Genomic DNA, 15,424 nt, shown 5'->3' with positions numbered 1-15,424 from the left:
CTATCGACAGTGAGAATTGTTTGAGTAAACTCTGACTATAACCTTGGCGACGATAAGCGTCGGCCTTTTTAATACAAAATAATTAGAGAAAAACCTATGTACCAGGATCTGATTAAAAACGAACTTACCGAAGCTGCTGACGTACTGAATAAATTCCTTAGCGATGAAAGTAACATTGCGCAAATCGAAGCGGCGGCGAAGATGCTCGCTGACTCATTTAAGCAGGGTGGCAAGGTGCTTTCTTGTGGTAACGGCGGCTCACACTGTGACGCTATGCACTTCGCTGAAGAGCTGACAGGTCGTTACCGTGAAAATCGCCCGGGTTTACCAGGTATCGCTATCTCAGATCCAAGCCACCTATCTTGTGTAAGTAACGACTTTGGTTACGAGTATGTGTTCTCTCGTTACGTAGAAGCAGTTGGTGCGAAAGGCGATGTTTTGTTTGGTCTGTCGACATCGGGCAACTCTGGTAACATTCTTAAAGCGATTGAAGCCGCTCAGGCCAAAGGCATGAAGACGATTGCTCTGACTGGCAAAGATGGCGGTAAGATGGCGGGCTTGGCGGATATCGAAATTCGTGTTCCTCATTTTGGTTACGCTGACCGTATTCAAGAGATCCACATTAAGATCATCCACATTGTGATTCAGTTGATCGAAAAGGAAATGGAAAAGTAATTTTCAAACTGGTTTAGCAAGTGCCAGTGTTGTTTAAGCTGGCACTTAGGTAGTGCAAGGGAGTTTTATAAACCATGTGTGAATTGCTCGGAATGAGCGCCAATGTACCGACAGACATTTGTTTCAGTTTTACTGGCTTGATGCAGCGTGGTGGCAATACCGGCCCTCATCGCGATGGCTGGGGGATCACTTTCTATGAAGGTAAAGGTTTTCGGACGTTTAAAGATCCGAACCCAAGCTGCAAGTCTAAAATTGCTGAATTGGTTCAGAATTATCCGATCAAAAGCTGCGCAATAGTCAGCCATATTCGTCAGGCGAATCGTGGAGGTGTCAATCTAGAGAACACGCATCCATTTACCCGAGAATTGTGGGGACGCTATTGGACTTTTGCTCACAATGGTCAGCTGTCTGGTTATCAGGATCTGCATACGGGGCGTCATCGACCTGTGGGTCAGACAGACAGTGAATTAGCTTTCTGTTGGTTGCTTAAGCAGATGGAAGACCGATTTCCAGAGCCGCCTCAGGATATGATTGGTGTGTTCCGCTTTGTGGCGAAATGTTGTGAAACCCTGAAAAGTAAAGGGGTGTTCAACATGCTGTTGTCAGATGGTGAATATGTCATGACGTATTGTACCAACCATCTCTACTGGATTACTCGTCGTGCTCCATTTGGTAAAGCTTCTTTAATTGATGAAGACGTCGAGATTAATTTTCAGGAAGAAACGACACCCAATGACGTGGTTTCAGTTATCGCGACGCAGCCGCTAACTGATAATGAAGAGTGGCATCGAATGAAGCCTGGGGAATTTGGCATTTTACATTTTGGTGAAATTATCGATGGCAATGCCGATGAGCTCATTGACGTGCCATTTGCTCCGAAAAAGGTCGAAAGTCAGGCGCCAACTGAGCCGTTGGAGTGAGACAACAGATTGGGCTTGATGGAAACTCCAAGTAAAAAAGGCTGATGCAATGCATCAGCCTTTCTGTTTTTAAGCGTTAATCAACTTAAGCCAGTTGAGCTTTAATGTGTTCAACGATGTCAGCCATCGCAACAGGTGTCTTGTCACCAGTGCGGCGGTTCTTGTACTCAAAGTTTCCTTCTTTCATCGAACGATCGCCGATCACGATAGTGTGAGGGATACCGATAAGTTCCATATCAGAGAACATAACACCCGGGCGCTCTTTACGGTCATCGAATAGTACTTCGATGCCCATCGCCGTCAGTTCAGCATACAGCTTCTCAGCCGCTTCTTTTACTTCTTCTGACTTGTGCATGTTCATAGGAACGATAGCCACTTGGAAAGGTGCTAGTGCGTCTGGCCATATGATGCCGTACTTGTCATGATTTTGCTCAATCGCAGAAGCAACAACACGGGAAACACCAATGCCGTAACAACCCATCTCTAGAATAACGTTCTTACCGTCTGGACCAAGAACTCCACAGTTCATGGCTTGTGAGTAAACGTTACCTAGCTGGAAGATGTGACCCACTTCGATACCACGTTTTAGTGCGATAGTACCTTTACCACAAGGGCTTGGATCGCCTTCAACTACGTTACGCAAATCTTCAACTTGGCTTAGCTCAACATCACGACCCCAGTTGATACCGAAGTAGTGTTTGCCGTCAATGTTAGCGCCCGCGCCAAAGTCACTCATGACTGCTACAGAGCGATCAACGATGAATGGCAGTTCAAGACCCACAGGGCCTAGTGAGCCAGGGCCAGCACCGATTAGACCACGGATCTCTTCTTCTGTTGCCATCTCTAGAGGAGCTGCAACTTGAGGAAGGTTTTCCGCTTTCACTTCGTTCAGTTCGTGGTCGCCACGGATGATAAGCGCAATTAGGTCAGCTTCAACTTCATCAGACGCCTTAACAAATAGAGTCTTAACGGTTTTCTCAATTGCTAGACCGTGTTGCTCGACTAACTCTGCGATGGTTTTCGCGTTTGGTGTATCAACAAGTTCCATCTCTTGAGTTGGAGCAGCAGCTTCGTCAGCCAGAGCTAGCGCTTCAGCTTTTTCGATGTTCGCTGCGTAATCCGATTCAGTAGAGAATGCGATCAGATCTTCACCGCTTTCTGCTAGTACGTGGAACTCTTGAGAACCGCTGCCGCCGATTGCGCCAGAGTCAGCCAGTACCGGACGGTACTCAAGACCCATGCGGTCAAACGCTTTACAGTAAGCATCGTGCATTGCATCGTAAGACTTCTGCAGACCTTCTTTATCGATATCAAAGCTGTACGCATCCATCATGCAGAATTCACGTGCACGCATTACGCCGAAACGTGGGCGGCGCTCATCACGGAACTTAGTTTGAATTTGGTACAGGTTTAGCGGTAACTGCTTGTAAGAGCTTACTTCATTGCGCACAAGGCTAGTGATGACTTCTTCAGCGGTAGGGCTAAGAACAAACGGACGAGTATGACGGTCAGTAAAGCGAAGTAGCTCAGGACCCATCTTTTCGCTGCGGCCTGTCTCTTCCCATAGTTCAAACGGCTGAACAACGGGCATCAAAGTTTCGACTGCACCTGCATTGTCGATTTCCTGACGAACGATGTTTTCGACTTTACGCAGTACACGTAGACCGGTAGGTAGCCAGGTGTATAGACCTGAAGCCAGCTTACGGATCATACCTGCACGTAGCATGAGCTGGTGGCTCACTACTTCTGCGTCGTTTGGAGTCTCCTTCAGAGTAGAAAGAAGATAATTACTGGTACGCATTAAATTTATCCGTTTATTTAAGTTAGATACTCTAGCCAGAACGAGCTCGAGTAAAGAGATCCCATCAAGGGAAAATAGTTAGCCGCCTATAATATCAGCCAATTGGCTTTGTCAAAAGCGTTCAATGGTCGTAACCGTCACTAAGTTGCCTTCAACACGAAATTTCACGTTCAGATCGAATAGATTTACCGCGTATTCCTTATTGTCGGGCTTATTCTTCTTATAAGCGGGACGAGGATCTTGAGCCAGCACTTGTTCAATAACCAAAGTGACGTGTTGGCTGTCAGGAAGGAGGCTGAGTGTCGCTAACGCGCTATCGGTGAATACGACTTCTGAGGTGGACGGCGCTTCGTCGGCATAGCCGTTACTGCTATCAGTAATAGCATCTGAGTATTCGATGTAAGGTTTGACGTCGATAACAGGGGTACCATCAACTAAGTCAACACTTCCAAGCTCGATATAAAATTGGTCACCACACTGTGACATGCCTTTGAGTTCCACCGCAGACATGCCAATCCCGTTTGGTCTGAATGTCGAGCGTGATGCGAACACACCAATGCGTTCGTTTCCGCCTAATCTTGGTGGGCGTACTGTCGGCTTCCATCCGGCCTGCAAATTCTGATCGAACATAAACAGCAGCCATAGGTGGCTAAACTGCTCGATGCCTCTGATCGCTTCTGCACAATTTGCATCGCCCACTAAACGAAGTCTCGCTTTTGCCTCAGGCACCAGTCTAGGCTGCCTTGGTACGGCAAACTTCTCTTTATAAGGACTTTCAATAAAACCAATCGGCTCTACAGAATACATTTGTTTTCTCTCAAATACAGTGATTCGCAAAAAGTATCACAAAAAGGGTAGTAAAACCTTTTGATAATGATTATCATTTATTATGTTATAACATAACAGTTTATAGTGAGGTAACTATGCAACCTAATATTCACCCTGAATACAGAACCGTCGTTTTTCATGACACAAGTATTGATGAGTACTTCTTGATTGGCTCAACGCTGCAAACACAACGCACGATCGAGTGGAAAGATGGCAAGACGTATCCGTACTTTACGATTGAAGTTTCATCAAAATCCCATCCTTTCTATACCGGCAAACAGCGTGTTATTCATCAGGAAGGTCGAGTAGCTAACTTCAAGCGTCGATTTGGCCAATTCTCGAAAGGAGATAAGTAAATGAAAGTCGTGAAGTCTCTGAAAAGTGCCAAGAGCCGCCACCCTGATTGTCAGATTGTAAAAAGAAGAGGACGGTTATACGTAATATGTAAAACTAATCCCAGATTCAAAGCTGTCCAAAAATAGTGAATACATTATAAATTTCGATGATTCTATGTAATTTATAATTCTAATGATTGTTATATATGTGGATGAAACTGCTGGTTTTTTGTTTTTTTAGCGTTAAATATAATGATCTGGATAACACTTTATTACATTTCCGATTTCTAATTGACCTCTTTGTCGAGTAACCTGCGCGAGTTTTGTGGCAGCTCGTCACAATGACGCGCAGGAATAACTACAAGGAGGGAACAGATGAGTTCATCTGCTTCGATTAAACAAAACTCGCCTAAGAGGCCGATATTTACGCGCTTCTTAGATACAGTCGAATATTTGGGGAACCTGTTACCCCACCCGATCACACTTTTCGCCATCTTCTGTGTTGCTATATTAGTAGCTTCCGGTATTGCTGGTTACTTTGAAGTGGCGGTGGCAGACCCTCGTCCGGAAGGCGCACCTGGTCGTGCGGCTGACGGTATGATTCAGGTTGTTAGCTTATTAAATGCTGACGGTCTTGAGTTAATTGTTACCAATCTGGTTAAAAACTTTGTCGGCTTCGCGCCATTGGGCACTGTATTAGTTGCACTACTAGGTGTCGCGGTTGCTGAATATTCAGGTCTACTGTCTGCTGCAATGCGTGGTTTGGTGATGGGTGCTTCGAAAAGCATGGTCACTGTCACGGTAGTATTTGCTGGTATCATTTCTAATACGGCATCTGAGCTAGGCTATGTGGTACTTATCCCACTAGCGGCTATGCTGTTCCACTCTTTAGGTCGTCACCCTCTTGCGGGTCTGGCAGCTGCATTTGCAGGTGTATCGGGCGGCTATTCAGCAAACTTACTAATCGGTACCGTTGATCCACTGCTTTCTGGTATTACAGAAACTGCAGCACAAATGATCGACCCGACTTACACTGTTGGCCCAGAAGTTAACTGGTACTTCATGTTTGTTTCTACTTTCTTCATCGCTGGTATGGGTGCCTTCGTAACGGAGAAAATCGTTGAGCCTAAATTAGGTAAATACAACGAAGAAGAAGCGTCAGAAGATTTGTCCAACGATTCAATGGGCAAGCTGACAGACGTTGAGAAGAAAGGTCTGAAAATGGCTGGCCTAGCGGTACTTGCGGTTTCTGCTCTACTTGCTTGGACAATCGTTCCAGCAGATGGAATTCTTCGTTCAGACGCAGGCACGGTTGCGGGGTCTCCATTCCTGAAAAGTATCGTTGCTTTCATCTTTGTCTTCTTTGCTATCCCTGGCCTTGTTTACGGTAAGGTAGTTGGCACAATGAAGAACGATCGCGACGTGATTGATGCGATGTCTAAGTCAATGTCTTCAATGGGTATGTACATTGTACTGGTGTTCTTCGCGGCTCAATTTGTTGCGTTCTTCAAGTGGACTAACTTTGGTCAGGTGTTCGCGGTAGCAGGTGCAGACTTCCTACAGAGCATTGGTTTGACAGGCCCTATGTTGTTCTTCGCCTTCATTCTGATGTGTGGCTTCATCAACCTGATGATCGGCTCAGCTTCTGCACAATGGGCTGTGACTGCACCAATCTTCGTACCTATGCTGATGCTAGTCGGTTACGCGCCTGAAACGATTCAAGCGGCATACCGTATCGGTGACTCTACGACCAACATCATTACACCAATGATGAGCTACTTTGGTCTGATTCTGGCTGTTGCATCGCGCTACATGAAGAACCTAGGTATCGGTACGCTGATTGCGACCATGTTGCCTTACTCAATCTGCTTTATTGTGGGTTGGAGTCTACTGTTCTATCTATGGGTATTCGTATTTGGCTTGCCAGTTGGTCCTGGCGCAGCAACTTACTACACACCATAACGTATTATCGAACGACAAAACCGGAGCCAAGTGCTCCGGTTTTTTGTTTTTGGTATTGTGAGTAGACCTAACATTGCACAACTTGCGATTTCTAGTGGATAAGGGTGATGAGAGTGCCAATGGAAGTAACAATTAGAGAAGTCAAAATCGAGGATGCTGATGGTGTTCGTGGTGTATTAAATCCAATTATTGAGCAAGGCAAATTTACCGTGATTGATACCCCGTTTTCACTTGCCGAAGAGCAGGCTTTTATACGCCAGTTTCCTGAGCGAGGTGTCTTCAATGTTGCCATATCAGAGAATCAACAGGTTCTAGGGTTTCAGAATGTAGAGCCGTTCGCGTCCTATACTCAGGCCTTTGCCCATGTTGGAATTATCGGGACCTATGTGGATGAGCAGTTTCGAGGGATGAAGATCGCCAGCCGTCTATTTGCTGAGACGTTTGCAGCGGCAAAAAATAAGGGATACGAAAAGCTGTTTGCTTACGTTAGAGAAGATAATCTAACGGCGTTAGCGGCGTATCTTAATCAGGGCTTTGAAGTGATAGGGACGGCAAAGAAGCACGCTTATGTGCAAGGTCAGTACATAGATGAAGTGCTGATTGAGAAGTTCCTTTGAACAATAATCAAAAAGAGGAAAGAAAAAGGGCTGACGCAGTAACGTCAGCCCTTGTTTAATTCGGCGAGTAAGTGATTACCAACCCTTAACTACGCCACCTTTAAAGATGTCTGAAGCGGCTGTGTATACTTCGTCTGTCTGGTAAGACTTAACGAAGTTTTGTACGTTTTCAGCTTCGACGTTATCTTCACGCGCAACAATCAGGTTTACGTATGGAGACTCTTTGTCTTCAACAAATACGCCATCTTTTTGTGGTGTCAGGTTAATTGAGCTTGCGTAAGTCGTGTTGATGATAGACAGAGCTACATCGTCAAGAGAACGAGGAAGCTGAGCGGCATCTAGCTCAACAATGGTGATGTTTTTTGGGTTCTCTGCGATATCACGCACAGTTGCTAGGAGGCCAACACCGTCGCGTAGTTTAAGCAGGCCTTGCTGTTCAAGAAGCAGTAGAGATCGACCTAAGTTAGTTGGATCGTTTGGCACTGCGATACGTGCACCGTCTTGAATTTCATCAACCGATTTCACTTGCTTAGAGTAACCCGCGATAGGGTAAACAAACGTATTACCAGCAATCGTTAGCTTGTAGCCACGGTCAGTCACTTGCTGATCTAGGTATGGTTTGTGCTGGAACGCGTTGATGTCGATAGAACCATCATCCAAAGCTGCGTTTGGCGTTACGTAATCTGTGAAAGTCACTAGCTCTACATCCAGACCGTATTTTTCTTTTGCAACTTTAGCTGCGACTTCTGCTACTTGAGCTTCAGCTCCCGCCATAACACCAACTTTAATCTTGCTAGTATCTGCTTGCTTTTCACCACATCCTGATAGGACAAGTGCAGAAGCAACTGCTGCGATGGCGAGTAGACCTTTTAATCCAAATTTCATGACTTTCTCCTTATTCGTATCTGTAAATTTATTATCTGTGATCGACGCGGCGCACAATTGCATCACCGATAGACTGAATGATTTGTACCAAAACAATAAGCATCACCACGGTTACTGCCATGATAACTACATCATAGCGATGGAAGCCGTAACGAATGGCGACATCACCTAAGCCGCCGCCACCAACCGTTCCGGCCATGGCTGAATAGCTGACTAAAGTGACCAACGTGATGGTGACTGAGTTCACTATCGTTGGCATTGCTTCAGGAAGCAGAACCTTGTTGATGATTTGCATCGGAGTAGCGCCCATCGATTGAGCCGCTTCCACTAAGCCTGTTGGTACTTCCAACAAAGCACCTTCAATAAGGCGAGCAACAAATGGGATCGCGCCGATAGTCAACGGTACGATAGCTGCTGTAGTACCAATAAAAGTGCCGACCAGAATTTTAGTGACTGGAATGATGGCAACCATTAATACTAGGAATGGCACTGAGCGGCCAACGTTGACGACAGCGCCTAGAATGCTATTAAGTTTGGTGTTCTCAAGTAGGCCACCTTTCTTCGTTGTATGAAGAATAACGCCCAGTGGAATACCAACGGCAAAGCCAACAATACCTGCCACTGCGACCATGTAGATGGTTTCCCAAGTCGCACCGATTAAAAGGTTACTGTTAAGGCTCAGCCACTCAGAAATTGTGTTAAAGGACATAACCCAGTACCTCTACTTTTACATTGTGTTCACGGAGGAATTCGATTGCCGCGTTGTCATCTTGCTCGTTACCAAACAGCTCAGCGACCATCATGCCGAATTTAACGCCACCGGCGTAATCAAGATCAGAACTTAGAATGCTGACATCAATATTGAATTTACGCGCGATCTGGCTGACGAGTGGCGCGTCTACAGTTGCACCAGTAAACTCAAGTCGAACTAATGGGTAGCTACCTTCAACACGAGTCTCTTGCAGGCGTGCCTGATAATCATCAGGGATAGATAGATCAAGCGTAGAACGGATGAACTCATGAGCCAGCTCTGTTTTCGGGTGGGCAAAGATTTCACCTACCGTGCCTTTCTCAACCAGTTCTCCGCCACCAATGATCGCCACTTCATGGCAGATACTCTTTACCACGTCCATTTCGTGGGTGATGAGCAGCATAGTGATATTCAGCTTACGGTTAATCTCTTTAAGCAGTTCGAGAATAGACTGCGTTGTCGCAGGGTCCAAAGCGCTGGTTGCCTCGTCACACAGCAATACTTTTGGATCAGAAGCCAGAGCTCGTGCGATAGCCACACGCTGCTTTTGGCCACCACTCAGGTTAGAAGGGTAGCTTTCTTGTTTATCAGAGAGGCCTACCAATTTGAGCAGTTCGGTGACTTTCTCATCGATTTGAGCCTTATCTTTGCCTGCAAGCTCTAGGGGTAGAGCAACATTATCGAACACAGTACGTGAAGATAGCAGGTTAAAATGCTGGAAGATCATGCCGATGTTACGGCGCGTTTCACTCAGTTCTGATTTGGACTGCTTAGTAAGATCAATACCGTCAACAATGATAGAGCCCGACGTTGGCGCTTCCAGCATATTGACACATCGAATAAGCGTACTTTTCCCTGCTCCTGATGAGCCAATTACACCGAATATCGTCCCCTGTGGGATATGAAGGTTGATGTCCTTCAGGGCATGTATTTCTTTGCTTCCTTGAAGAAATACCTTGTTTACTTGATTAATTTCTATCATCGAGAAATCCGCTATCAGACTGCTTTGGGAAAAAGTAGATAATTTTGAACTACCTCTCATTTAGTAGAGGATGCTATGGCTTTGCATTAATTGTGTCAATAGATATTTTTACGGCTAGACGTCTAAACGTTCATTTCAATCAAACAGATTAGTAATTAGATAGTGATGAAAGAAATAAAGCGTGTAATAATTCTGGTAATAAATAGTAGACAGAGAAGCAAATTTTGGCGAAACCAGCAGTCTTTTTGGATCGTGATGGCGTAATCAACGTCGACCACGGATATGTTCATGACGAGCACGACTTTGAATTTATTGATGGCGTGTTTGAAGCGACGAAAAAGCTCAAAGAGATGGGCTATATGCTTGTATTGGTGACCAACCAGTCAGGGATTGCTCGTGATAAATTCAGTGAAGATCGTTTCCTTTCACTAACGCAGTGGATGGATTGGAACTTTGTTGATCATGGCGTTGAATTTGATGGCTTCTACTATTGTCCACACCATGCAGAACATGGTCAGGGTAAGTACAAAGAAGATTGCAATTGCCGTAAACCTAAGCCAGGCATGTTCATTTCTGCTCGTGACTTTCTCAAAATCGATATGGCGAATTCTGTTATGGTCGGCGACAAGGCTGAGGATATGATGGCCGCAGAAGCCGCTGAAGTGGGTACGCGTATTTTAGTACGTACTGGCAAGCCTGTTACGGAAAAAGGTGAGGCGATTGCCTCTGTTGTACTGGACAGTATCAAAGAAGTCCCTGCCTACTTAGCGAAGTAAATTATCGAGAAAAGAGGTCGCTTGAGGCGGCCTTTTTTCTATTGGAGAGTTTGGATGAAAATGAATGCTTTGTTAGCGTTTCTGGCTGGAACGACACTATTTGGTTGCAGCCACTCAGCGATTGAGCGCGAAGCAGATGACACTTATCAATTCGTGACCTACCAGTGTGAATCAAACAAGCAGTTTGAGGTCGCCTATCTGATTGAAGAGCAAGCAGCGCTTTTACGTTTGCCTAAACATGACTACCGCCTCACTCAGGTCCCATCTGGTTCTGGTGCAAAATACATCCTAGATAATGGAACAAAGCCGATTCTTAATCCGGTAACTTTACACACCAAAGGTGATGATGCGCGGTTAGAATTAGGCAGAGTCGTTTACAAAAACTGTAAAACCCAATAGCGTTAATCTTCTGTACACTCTGCTTTGTCAATTGAGCGAATCCACAGCATTATGAATAAAAAACTGACAATCCTTGATATTGCGAAACTTTCTGGCGTTGGTAAATCTACGGTTTCCCGTGTGTTAACTAATGATCCTAAAGTCAAACCGGAAACTCGTGCCAAAGTTGAGCGTGTGATTGAAGAGTCTGGCTATGTGCCTTCTAAGTCGGCGCAAGCGATGCGTGGCGGTAGTCAGAAAGTGGTTGGGGTTATCATTTCGCGTCTTGATTCGCCATCGGAAAACAAAGCCGTCAGCAGCATGCTGCAAGTTCTCTACAGTAACGGCTATGACGCGGTGATCATGGAAAGCCAATTCGACCGCAAGATGACCAATGAACATCTCGACGTCCTGCGTAGGCGTAATGTTGACGGCGTGATTGTGTTTGGCTTTAGTGATTTTGACATTGAACGTCTCTCTAGTTGGCAACATCGTTCACTGGTGATTGCCATGGATACCGACGCAACCTCATCAATAAACTACGACAATACAGGCGTCATTCGCTGTGCGCTGGAACACCTTCAGCGCCAATCGGTGAGTGAGATTGCTTTTATTGGTGTTGATCCTTCAGACCGAACTACTGGGCAGATTCGTCTCAATGCATACTTAGATTGGTGTTCAGAGCGGCGATTATCCCCTAACTACCAAACAGGTCATCTTCATCACGAAAGTGCTTATCAGCTGGTGGATAAAGTGTTGAATCCAACCACACAGGCAATTGTGTGCGCCAGTGATACTTTGGCACTTGGTGTAATTAAGCGTCTTCAGGAGTTGGATAGGGAAGACGTGATGGTGACTGGTGTCGGTGGTAATGAGCTGCTGTCTTTTCTATTTCCGAGAGTATTCAGTATTGACCCGGGTTATGCTCAGGCTGGAGAAAGAGCTGCCAAGTTATTGATTTCTCAGCTTAATGGAGAGTCTGAACTGGTGCACCTCACTCAGGAACCAATCCTGAGTTAAGCCTCTCTTTTCTCTATGGTTTAAAATTATACTGTGATCTCATTCAATTAATGGGATTGTTCCCATTTATCTGTTTCGATAGATTTGACAATATAATAAATACAAATGGGAATGTTCCCAAATTAATTATAACTAACCTTTTGATCAGAGAGTTCTGATCTGAACGAGAAACCAATTTAGGGTGGACAAGGATATGAGTAAGATTGCGAAACAAGAGGTTGAGCGTCTGATAGAACTGGTTGGCGGTCGCGATAACATCGCCAGTGTAAGCCACTGTCTGACGCGCCTTCGCTTTGTGTTAAATGACACGAGTAAAGCCGATACTAAAGCACTGGAAGCATTGTCGCTGGTGAAAGGCTGTTTCACTAATGCGGGTCAGTTTCAAGTTGTTGTCGGTACTGAAGTTGATGAAGTGTATAAAGTTCTGATTGAACTGTCGGGTAAGTCTGAAGCGTCGAAAGATGAATCCAAACAGGCTGCACGTCAGAATATGAACATTTTGGAACGTGGTATCTCCCATCTTGCTGAAATCTTTGTACCACTGTTGCCAGCAATCATTACAGGTGGTTTGATCTTGGGCTTCCGCAACGTGATTGGCGACATCAAGATGTTTGATGGTCAATCATTGACGGAAATCAGCCAATTCTGGGCGACTGTTCACAGCTTCCTATGGTTAATTGGTGAAGCTATTTTCTTCTTCCTGCCTGTTGGCGTGTGTTGGTCAACAGTGAAGAAACTCGGTGGTACACCGATTCTCGGCATTACGCTTGGTGTCACTTTGGTCTCTCCTCAGCTGATGAATGCGTACCTGATTGGTAAGCAAGTGCCAGAAGTGTGGGACTTTGGCTTATTTGCTATCGAGAAGGTGGGCTATCAGGCTCAGGTTATTCCAGCCATGTTAGCGGGTATCGCGTTGGCGTTCATCGAAACGAACCTTAAGCGTATTGTTCCTTCTTACCTATATCTGGTTGTTGTTCCTTTTGTTTCTATCATTGTCTCTGTTGTATTGGCGCATTCTCTGATTGGCCCGTTCGGTCGCGTATTGGGTGATGGTGTGGCGTTTGCCGCGAAAGCAGCAATGACGGGTGATTTCGCTGTGATTGGCTCAATGGTGTTTGGCTTCCTGTATGCACCTTTAGTGATTACCGGTATTCACCATACAACCAACGCTGTTGATCTGCAGTTGATGCAAGACCTAGGTGGTACTCCAATCTGGCCTCTGATTGCGCTGTCTAACATTGCTCAGGCATCAGCGGTTGTCGGTATCATCATCATCAGTAAGAAACACGGTGAGCGTGATATCTCAGTACCTGCGGCTATCTCTGCTTATCTAGGTGTCACCGAGCCAGCGATGTACGGTATTAACCTTAAATACAAATTCCCAATGCTGAGTGCGATGATCGGTAGTGCTATTGCAGCAGCGATCTGTGGTAGTGCCGGTGTTATGGCTAATGGTATCGGGGTGGGCGGCCTGCCGGGCATTTTGTCTATCCAACCACAATTCTGGGGCATCTACGCGATTGCAATGCTGGTGGCGATTGCACTGCCAGCAGTATTGACCCTGTTCTTCTACAAGCGTGCACAAATGAAAGGTGAGCTAGAGCCTGCAAACGCTTAAGCGCAAACAAAAAGGAGCGATCGCAATTCGGCGATCGCTTCTGCTATTTTTTCGATTTTTATTTTTTGGTAAGTGAGTTTAGCAATGACAACAATCACAAATGATGCGAACTGGTGGAAAACGGCTTCGATATATCAGATTTACCCGAAGAGCTTCTGTGATAGCGGTAGTAAAGGAACAGGGGATATTAAGGGCATCATTTCTAAGCTCGATTACTTAAAATTGCTCGGTATTGATGCCATTTGGCTAACACCAGTCTATCAGTCTCCGATGATTGATAATGGTTATGACATCTCAGACTACTACGCTATTAACCCTCAGTTTGGCAGTATGGACGATTTTGAATGTCTGCTTGATGAAGCACACCAGCGTGGTATTCGTATCATCATGGACATTGTCGTTAACCACACTTCTACCGAGCACGCTTGGTTCCAATCTGCGCTGGGGGATAAGAGTAGCCCATACCGTGATTACTACATTTGGAAAGATCCGGTTGCAGGTGACGTTCCAAACAACTGGCAGTCCAAGTTTGGCGGAAGCGCTTGGGAAATGGATGAGCAAACAGGCCAGTATTTTCTGCACCTCTTTGCCAAAGAGCAAGCGGATCTTAATTGGGAGAACCCGACAGTTCGTGAGGAAGTGAAAAAGGTCATCAGCTTCTGGGCTGAGAAAGGAGTGGATGGCTTCCGTCTTGATGTGATTAACCTAATTTCTAAGCAGCAAGATTTCCCGAATGATGATATTGGTGACGGTCGCCGCTTTTACACAGATGGCCCTCGTGTACATGAATACTTGCAGGAAATCAGCGAAGCTGTGTTCCAAAAATATGGCAGCGTTACGGTTGGCGAAATGTCATCTACCACATTGGAACACTGCCAGCAGTATTCCTCTCTGGATAACAAAGAACTGTCGATGGTGTTTAACTTCCACCATCTCAAAGTGGATTACCCAAATGGCGAGAAATGGACCAAAGCGCCTTTTGATTTCTCACAACTAAAGCAGATCTTTAACCATTGGCAAACTGGATTGAACGGCAAAGGTTGGGGAGCACTGTTCTGGTGTAATCATGATCAGCCACGTGTCGTTAGCCGTTTAGGTGATGACAAAAACTATCGAGTGGAATCCGCTAAAATGTTGGGAGCCTCTGTCCATATGATGCAAGGTACACCATACATTTATCAAGGGGAAGAGATTGGGATGACCAATCCCGGCTATAGCTCGATAGAGCAATACCGTGATGTGGAAAGCACCAATATGTATGACATCATGGTCAACCAGCAAGGTGTCAGTAACGAAGAGATGATAGATATTCTGGCTCAGAAGTCCCGTGATAACTCACGTACACCAATGCAATGGAATGACGAGCAGTATGCTGGTTTCTCTCAGGCTCAACCTTGGTTGGCGGTGGCAGAAAATTATCCTCAAGTGAACGCAGCTAAAGCCGTTGATGACAGTGATTCGGTTTTTTACTTCTATCAGAAGTTAATTCAATTGCGCAAAGAAATTGAAGTTATCACGACAGGGGACTATCAAGATCTGTATCCGAATCACGACCAGATCTTTGGCTATCAACGTAAGAGCGCCAAACAGACGCTGATTTGTCTCAACAACTATTATGGCGTGGAAGCACAATGTGCACTACCAGAGTCCTTCAAGGTGGACTGTGCTAAATATGTATTAGGCAACTACGCTTTGCCTGAATCCGTTGCTCAAACTCAAACTCTACGTCCTTACGAGACACGCATTATTTTAATTGAAGAGTAAACACACCCCCTATAGTGTTTTCTTCATTGCCTCGCTTGTGCGGGGCATTTTTTATGCGTAACTGGAAAGTAGAAACGAAAAAAGCCAGCTCAATGAGCTGGCTTTTTGCTGA

The 15,424-nt window shown here is 45.4% G+C and carries 16 protein-coding genes; 11 read left to right on the top strand and 5 right to left on the bottom strand.

The annotated features are described in order from the left end of the window. Positions 1-96: 96 nt before the first annotated feature. Together lpcA and VIC_RS03490 are read left to right on the top strand one after the other, a co-directional pair. A complete protein-coding gene (gene lpcA / locus VIC_RS03495; RefSeq protein WP_006957880.1) occupies positions 97-675 on the top strand; it encodes a D-sedoheptulose 7-phosphate isomerase in 579 nt (192 codons plus the stop codon). A 74-nt stretch (positions 676-749) separates the two neighbouring features. Beyond that, a complete protein-coding gene (locus VIC_RS03490) occupies positions 750-1,595 on the top strand; it encodes a class II glutamine amidotransferase (RefSeq protein WP_006957877.1) in 846 nt (281 codons plus the stop codon). A gap of 85 nt (positions 1,596-1,680) precedes the next feature. Here VIC_RS03490 and VIC_RS03485 read toward each other — a convergent pair whose 3' ends face one another. Beyond that, on the bottom strand, positions 1,681-3,396 hold the full coding sequence (locus tag VIC_RS03485; RefSeq protein WP_006957875.1) for a proline--tRNA ligase: 1,716 nt from the start codon (positions 3,394-3,396) through the stop codon (positions 1,681-1,683). A 111-nt stretch (positions 3,397-3,507) separates the two neighbouring features. After that, positions 3,508-4,203 carry a tRNA (N6-threonylcarbamoyladenosine(37)-N6)-methyltransferase TrmO gene (gene tsaA, locus VIC_RS03480; RefSeq protein ID WP_006957873.1) on the bottom strand — a complete coding sequence of 232 codons (696 nt, stop codon included), beginning with the start codon at positions 4,201-4,203 and terminating at the stop codon, positions 3,508-3,510. Between the two features lie 116 nt (positions 4,204-4,319). On the opposite strand from tsaA, the gene VIC_RS03475 reads away from it, so the two are divergent. From VIC_RS03475 to VIC_RS03460, 4 genes are all read left to right on the top strand, one after another. After that, positions 4,320-4,580 carry a type B 50S ribosomal protein L31 gene (locus tag VIC_RS03475; RefSeq protein WP_006957871.1) on the top strand — a complete coding sequence of 87 codons (261 nt, stop codon included), beginning with the start codon at positions 4,320-4,322 and terminating at the stop codon, positions 4,578-4,580. After that, positions 4,581-4,706 carry a type B 50S ribosomal protein L36 gene (gene ykgO / locus VIC_RS03470; RefSeq protein WP_005380299.1) on the top strand — a complete coding sequence of 42 codons (126 nt, stop codon included), beginning with the start codon at positions 4,581-4,583 and terminating at the stop codon, positions 4,704-4,706. It abuts the gene before it with no gap. A 228-nt stretch (positions 4,707-4,934) separates the two neighbouring features. Beyond that, positions 4,935-6,521 carry an AbgT family transporter gene (locus tag VIC_RS03465; protein ID WP_006957869.1) on the top strand — a complete coding sequence of 529 codons (1,587 nt, stop codon included), beginning with the start codon at positions 4,935-4,937 and terminating at the stop codon, positions 6,519-6,521. A gap of 119 nt (positions 6,522-6,640) precedes the next feature. Further along, a complete protein-coding gene (locus VIC_RS03460; protein WP_006957867.1) occupies positions 6,641-7,138 on the top strand; it encodes a GNAT family N-acetyltransferase in 498 nt (165 codons plus the stop codon). Positions 7,139-7,213: 75 nt separating this feature from the next. Here the strand turns inward: VIC_RS03460 and VIC_RS03455 are convergent, their stop codons facing one another. Genes VIC_RS03455 through metN form a run of 3 tightly spaced genes read right to left on the bottom strand, consistent with a single transcriptional unit; the run spans position 7,214 to position 9,756 of the window. Next, positions 7,214-8,023 carry a MetQ/NlpA family lipoprotein gene (locus tag VIC_RS03455; protein ID WP_006957865.1) on the bottom strand — a complete coding sequence of 270 codons (810 nt, stop codon included), beginning with the start codon at positions 8,021-8,023 and terminating at the stop codon, positions 7,214-7,216. A gap of 31 nt (positions 8,024-8,054) precedes the next feature. After that, positions 8,055-8,732, bottom strand: a complete 678-nt coding sequence (locus VIC_RS03450; protein ID WP_006957863.1) for a methionine ABC transporter permease — start codon at positions 8,730-8,732, stop codon at positions 8,055-8,057. Then, complete coding sequence (metN, locus tag VIC_RS03445; protein ID WP_006957861.1) at positions 8,722-9,756, bottom strand: methionine ABC transporter ATP-binding protein MetN; 1,035 nt, start codon at positions 9,754-9,756, stop codon at positions 8,722-8,724. The genes VIC_RS03450 and metN overlap by 11 nt, the downstream gene beginning before the upstream one ends. A 224-nt stretch (positions 9,757-9,980) precedes the next feature. Here metN and gmhB point away from each other — a divergent pair, with 224 nt between their 5' ends. The 5 genes from gmhB (at position 9,981) to treC (ending at position 15,312) form a co-directional block, all read left to right on the top strand. Next, positions 9,981-10,532 (top strand): D-glycero-beta-D-manno-heptose 1,7-bisphosphate 7-phosphatase, encoded by a 552-nt coding sequence (gene gmhB / locus VIC_RS03440; protein WP_006957858.1) that lies wholly within the window; start codon positions 9,981-9,983, stop codon positions 10,530-10,532. A gap of 60 nt (positions 10,533-10,592) precedes the next feature. After that, complete coding sequence (locus VIC_RS03435; protein WP_038160950.1) at positions 10,593-10,931, top strand: MliC family protein; 339 nt, start codon at positions 10,593-10,595, stop codon at positions 10,929-10,931. A 51-nt stretch (positions 10,932-10,982) separates the two neighbouring features. Continuing rightward, positions 10,983-11,930 (top strand): trehalose operon repressor TreR, encoded by a 948-nt coding sequence (gene treR / locus VIC_RS03430; RefSeq protein WP_006957854.1) that lies wholly within the window; start codon positions 10,983-10,985, stop codon positions 11,928-11,930. A gap of 193 nt (positions 11,931-12,123) precedes the next feature. Beyond that, positions 12,124-13,548 carry a PTS trehalose transporter subunit IIBC gene (treB, locus tag VIC_RS03425; protein WP_039951246.1) on the top strand — a complete coding sequence of 475 codons (1,425 nt, stop codon included), beginning with the start codon at positions 12,124-12,126 and terminating at the stop codon, positions 13,546-13,548. Between the two features lie 84 nt (positions 13,549-13,632). Next, entirely contained in the window at positions 13,633-15,312 is a 1,680-nt protein-coding gene (gene treC, locus VIC_RS03420; protein ID WP_006957850.1) for an alpha,alpha-phosphotrehalase, read from the top strand. Positions 15,313-15,424: the final 112 nt, after the last annotated feature.

Source organism: Vibrio coralliilyticus ATCC BAA-450, assembly GCF_000176135.1.
Taxonomy (GTDB): Bacteria; Pseudomonadota; Gammaproteobacteria; order Enterobacterales; family Vibrionaceae; genus Vibrio; species Vibrio coralliilyticus.
Note: the sequence above shows the minus strand (reverse complement) of the source record. Positions and strands in the feature narration are given on the sequence as shown.

Coding starts and splice junctions, on each gene's coding strand:
- lpcA (WP_006957880.1), top strand. CDS start 97: ATGTACCAGGATCTGATTAAAAACGAACTTACCGAAGCTGCTGACGTA.
- VIC_RS03490 (WP_006957877.1), top strand. CDS start 750: ATGTGTGAATTGCTCGGAATGAGCGCCAATGTACCGACAGACATTTGT.
- VIC_RS03485 (WP_006957875.1), bottom strand. CDS start 3,396: ATGCGTACCAGTAATTATCTTCTTTCTACTCTGAAGGAGACTCCAAAC.
- tsaA (WP_006957873.1), bottom strand. CDS start 4,203: ATGTATTCTGTAGAGCCGATTGGTTTTATTGAAAGTCCTTATAAAGAG.
- VIC_RS03475 (WP_006957871.1), top strand. CDS start 4,320: ATGCAACCTAATATTCACCCTGAATACAGAACCGTCGTTTTTCATGAC.
- ykgO (WP_005380299.1), top strand. CDS start 4,581: ATGAAAGTCGTGAAGTCTCTGAAAAGTGCCAAGAGCCGCCACCCTGAT.
- VIC_RS03465 (WP_006957869.1), top strand. CDS start 4,935: ATGAGTTCATCTGCTTCGATTAAACAAAACTCGCCTAAGAGGCCGATA.
- VIC_RS03460 (WP_006957867.1), top strand. CDS start 6,641: ATGGAAGTAACAATTAGAGAAGTCAAAATCGAGGATGCTGATGGTGTT.
- VIC_RS03455 (WP_006957865.1), bottom strand. CDS start 8,023: ATGAAATTTGGATTAAAAGGTCTACTCGCCATCGCAGCAGTTGCTTCT.
- VIC_RS03450 (WP_006957863.1), bottom strand. CDS start 8,732: ATGTCCTTTAACACAATTTCTGAGTGGCTGAGCCTTAACAGTAACCTT.
- metN (WP_006957861.1), bottom strand. CDS start 9,756: ATGATAGAAATTAATCAAGTAAACAAGGTATTTCTTCAAGGAAGCAAA.
- VIC_RS03435 (WP_038160950.1), top strand. CDS start 10,593: ATGAATGCTTTGTTAGCGTTTCTGGCTGGAACGACACTATTTGGTTGC.
- treR (WP_006957854.1), top strand. CDS start 10,983: ATGAATAAAAAACTGACAATCCTTGATATTGCGAAACTTTCTGGCGTT.
- treB (WP_039951246.1), top strand. CDS start 12,124: ATGAGTAAGATTGCGAAACAAGAGGTTGAGCGTCTGATAGAACTGGTT.
- treC (WP_006957850.1), top strand. CDS start 13,633: ATGACAACAATCACAAATGATGCGAACTGGTGGAAAACGGCTTCGATA.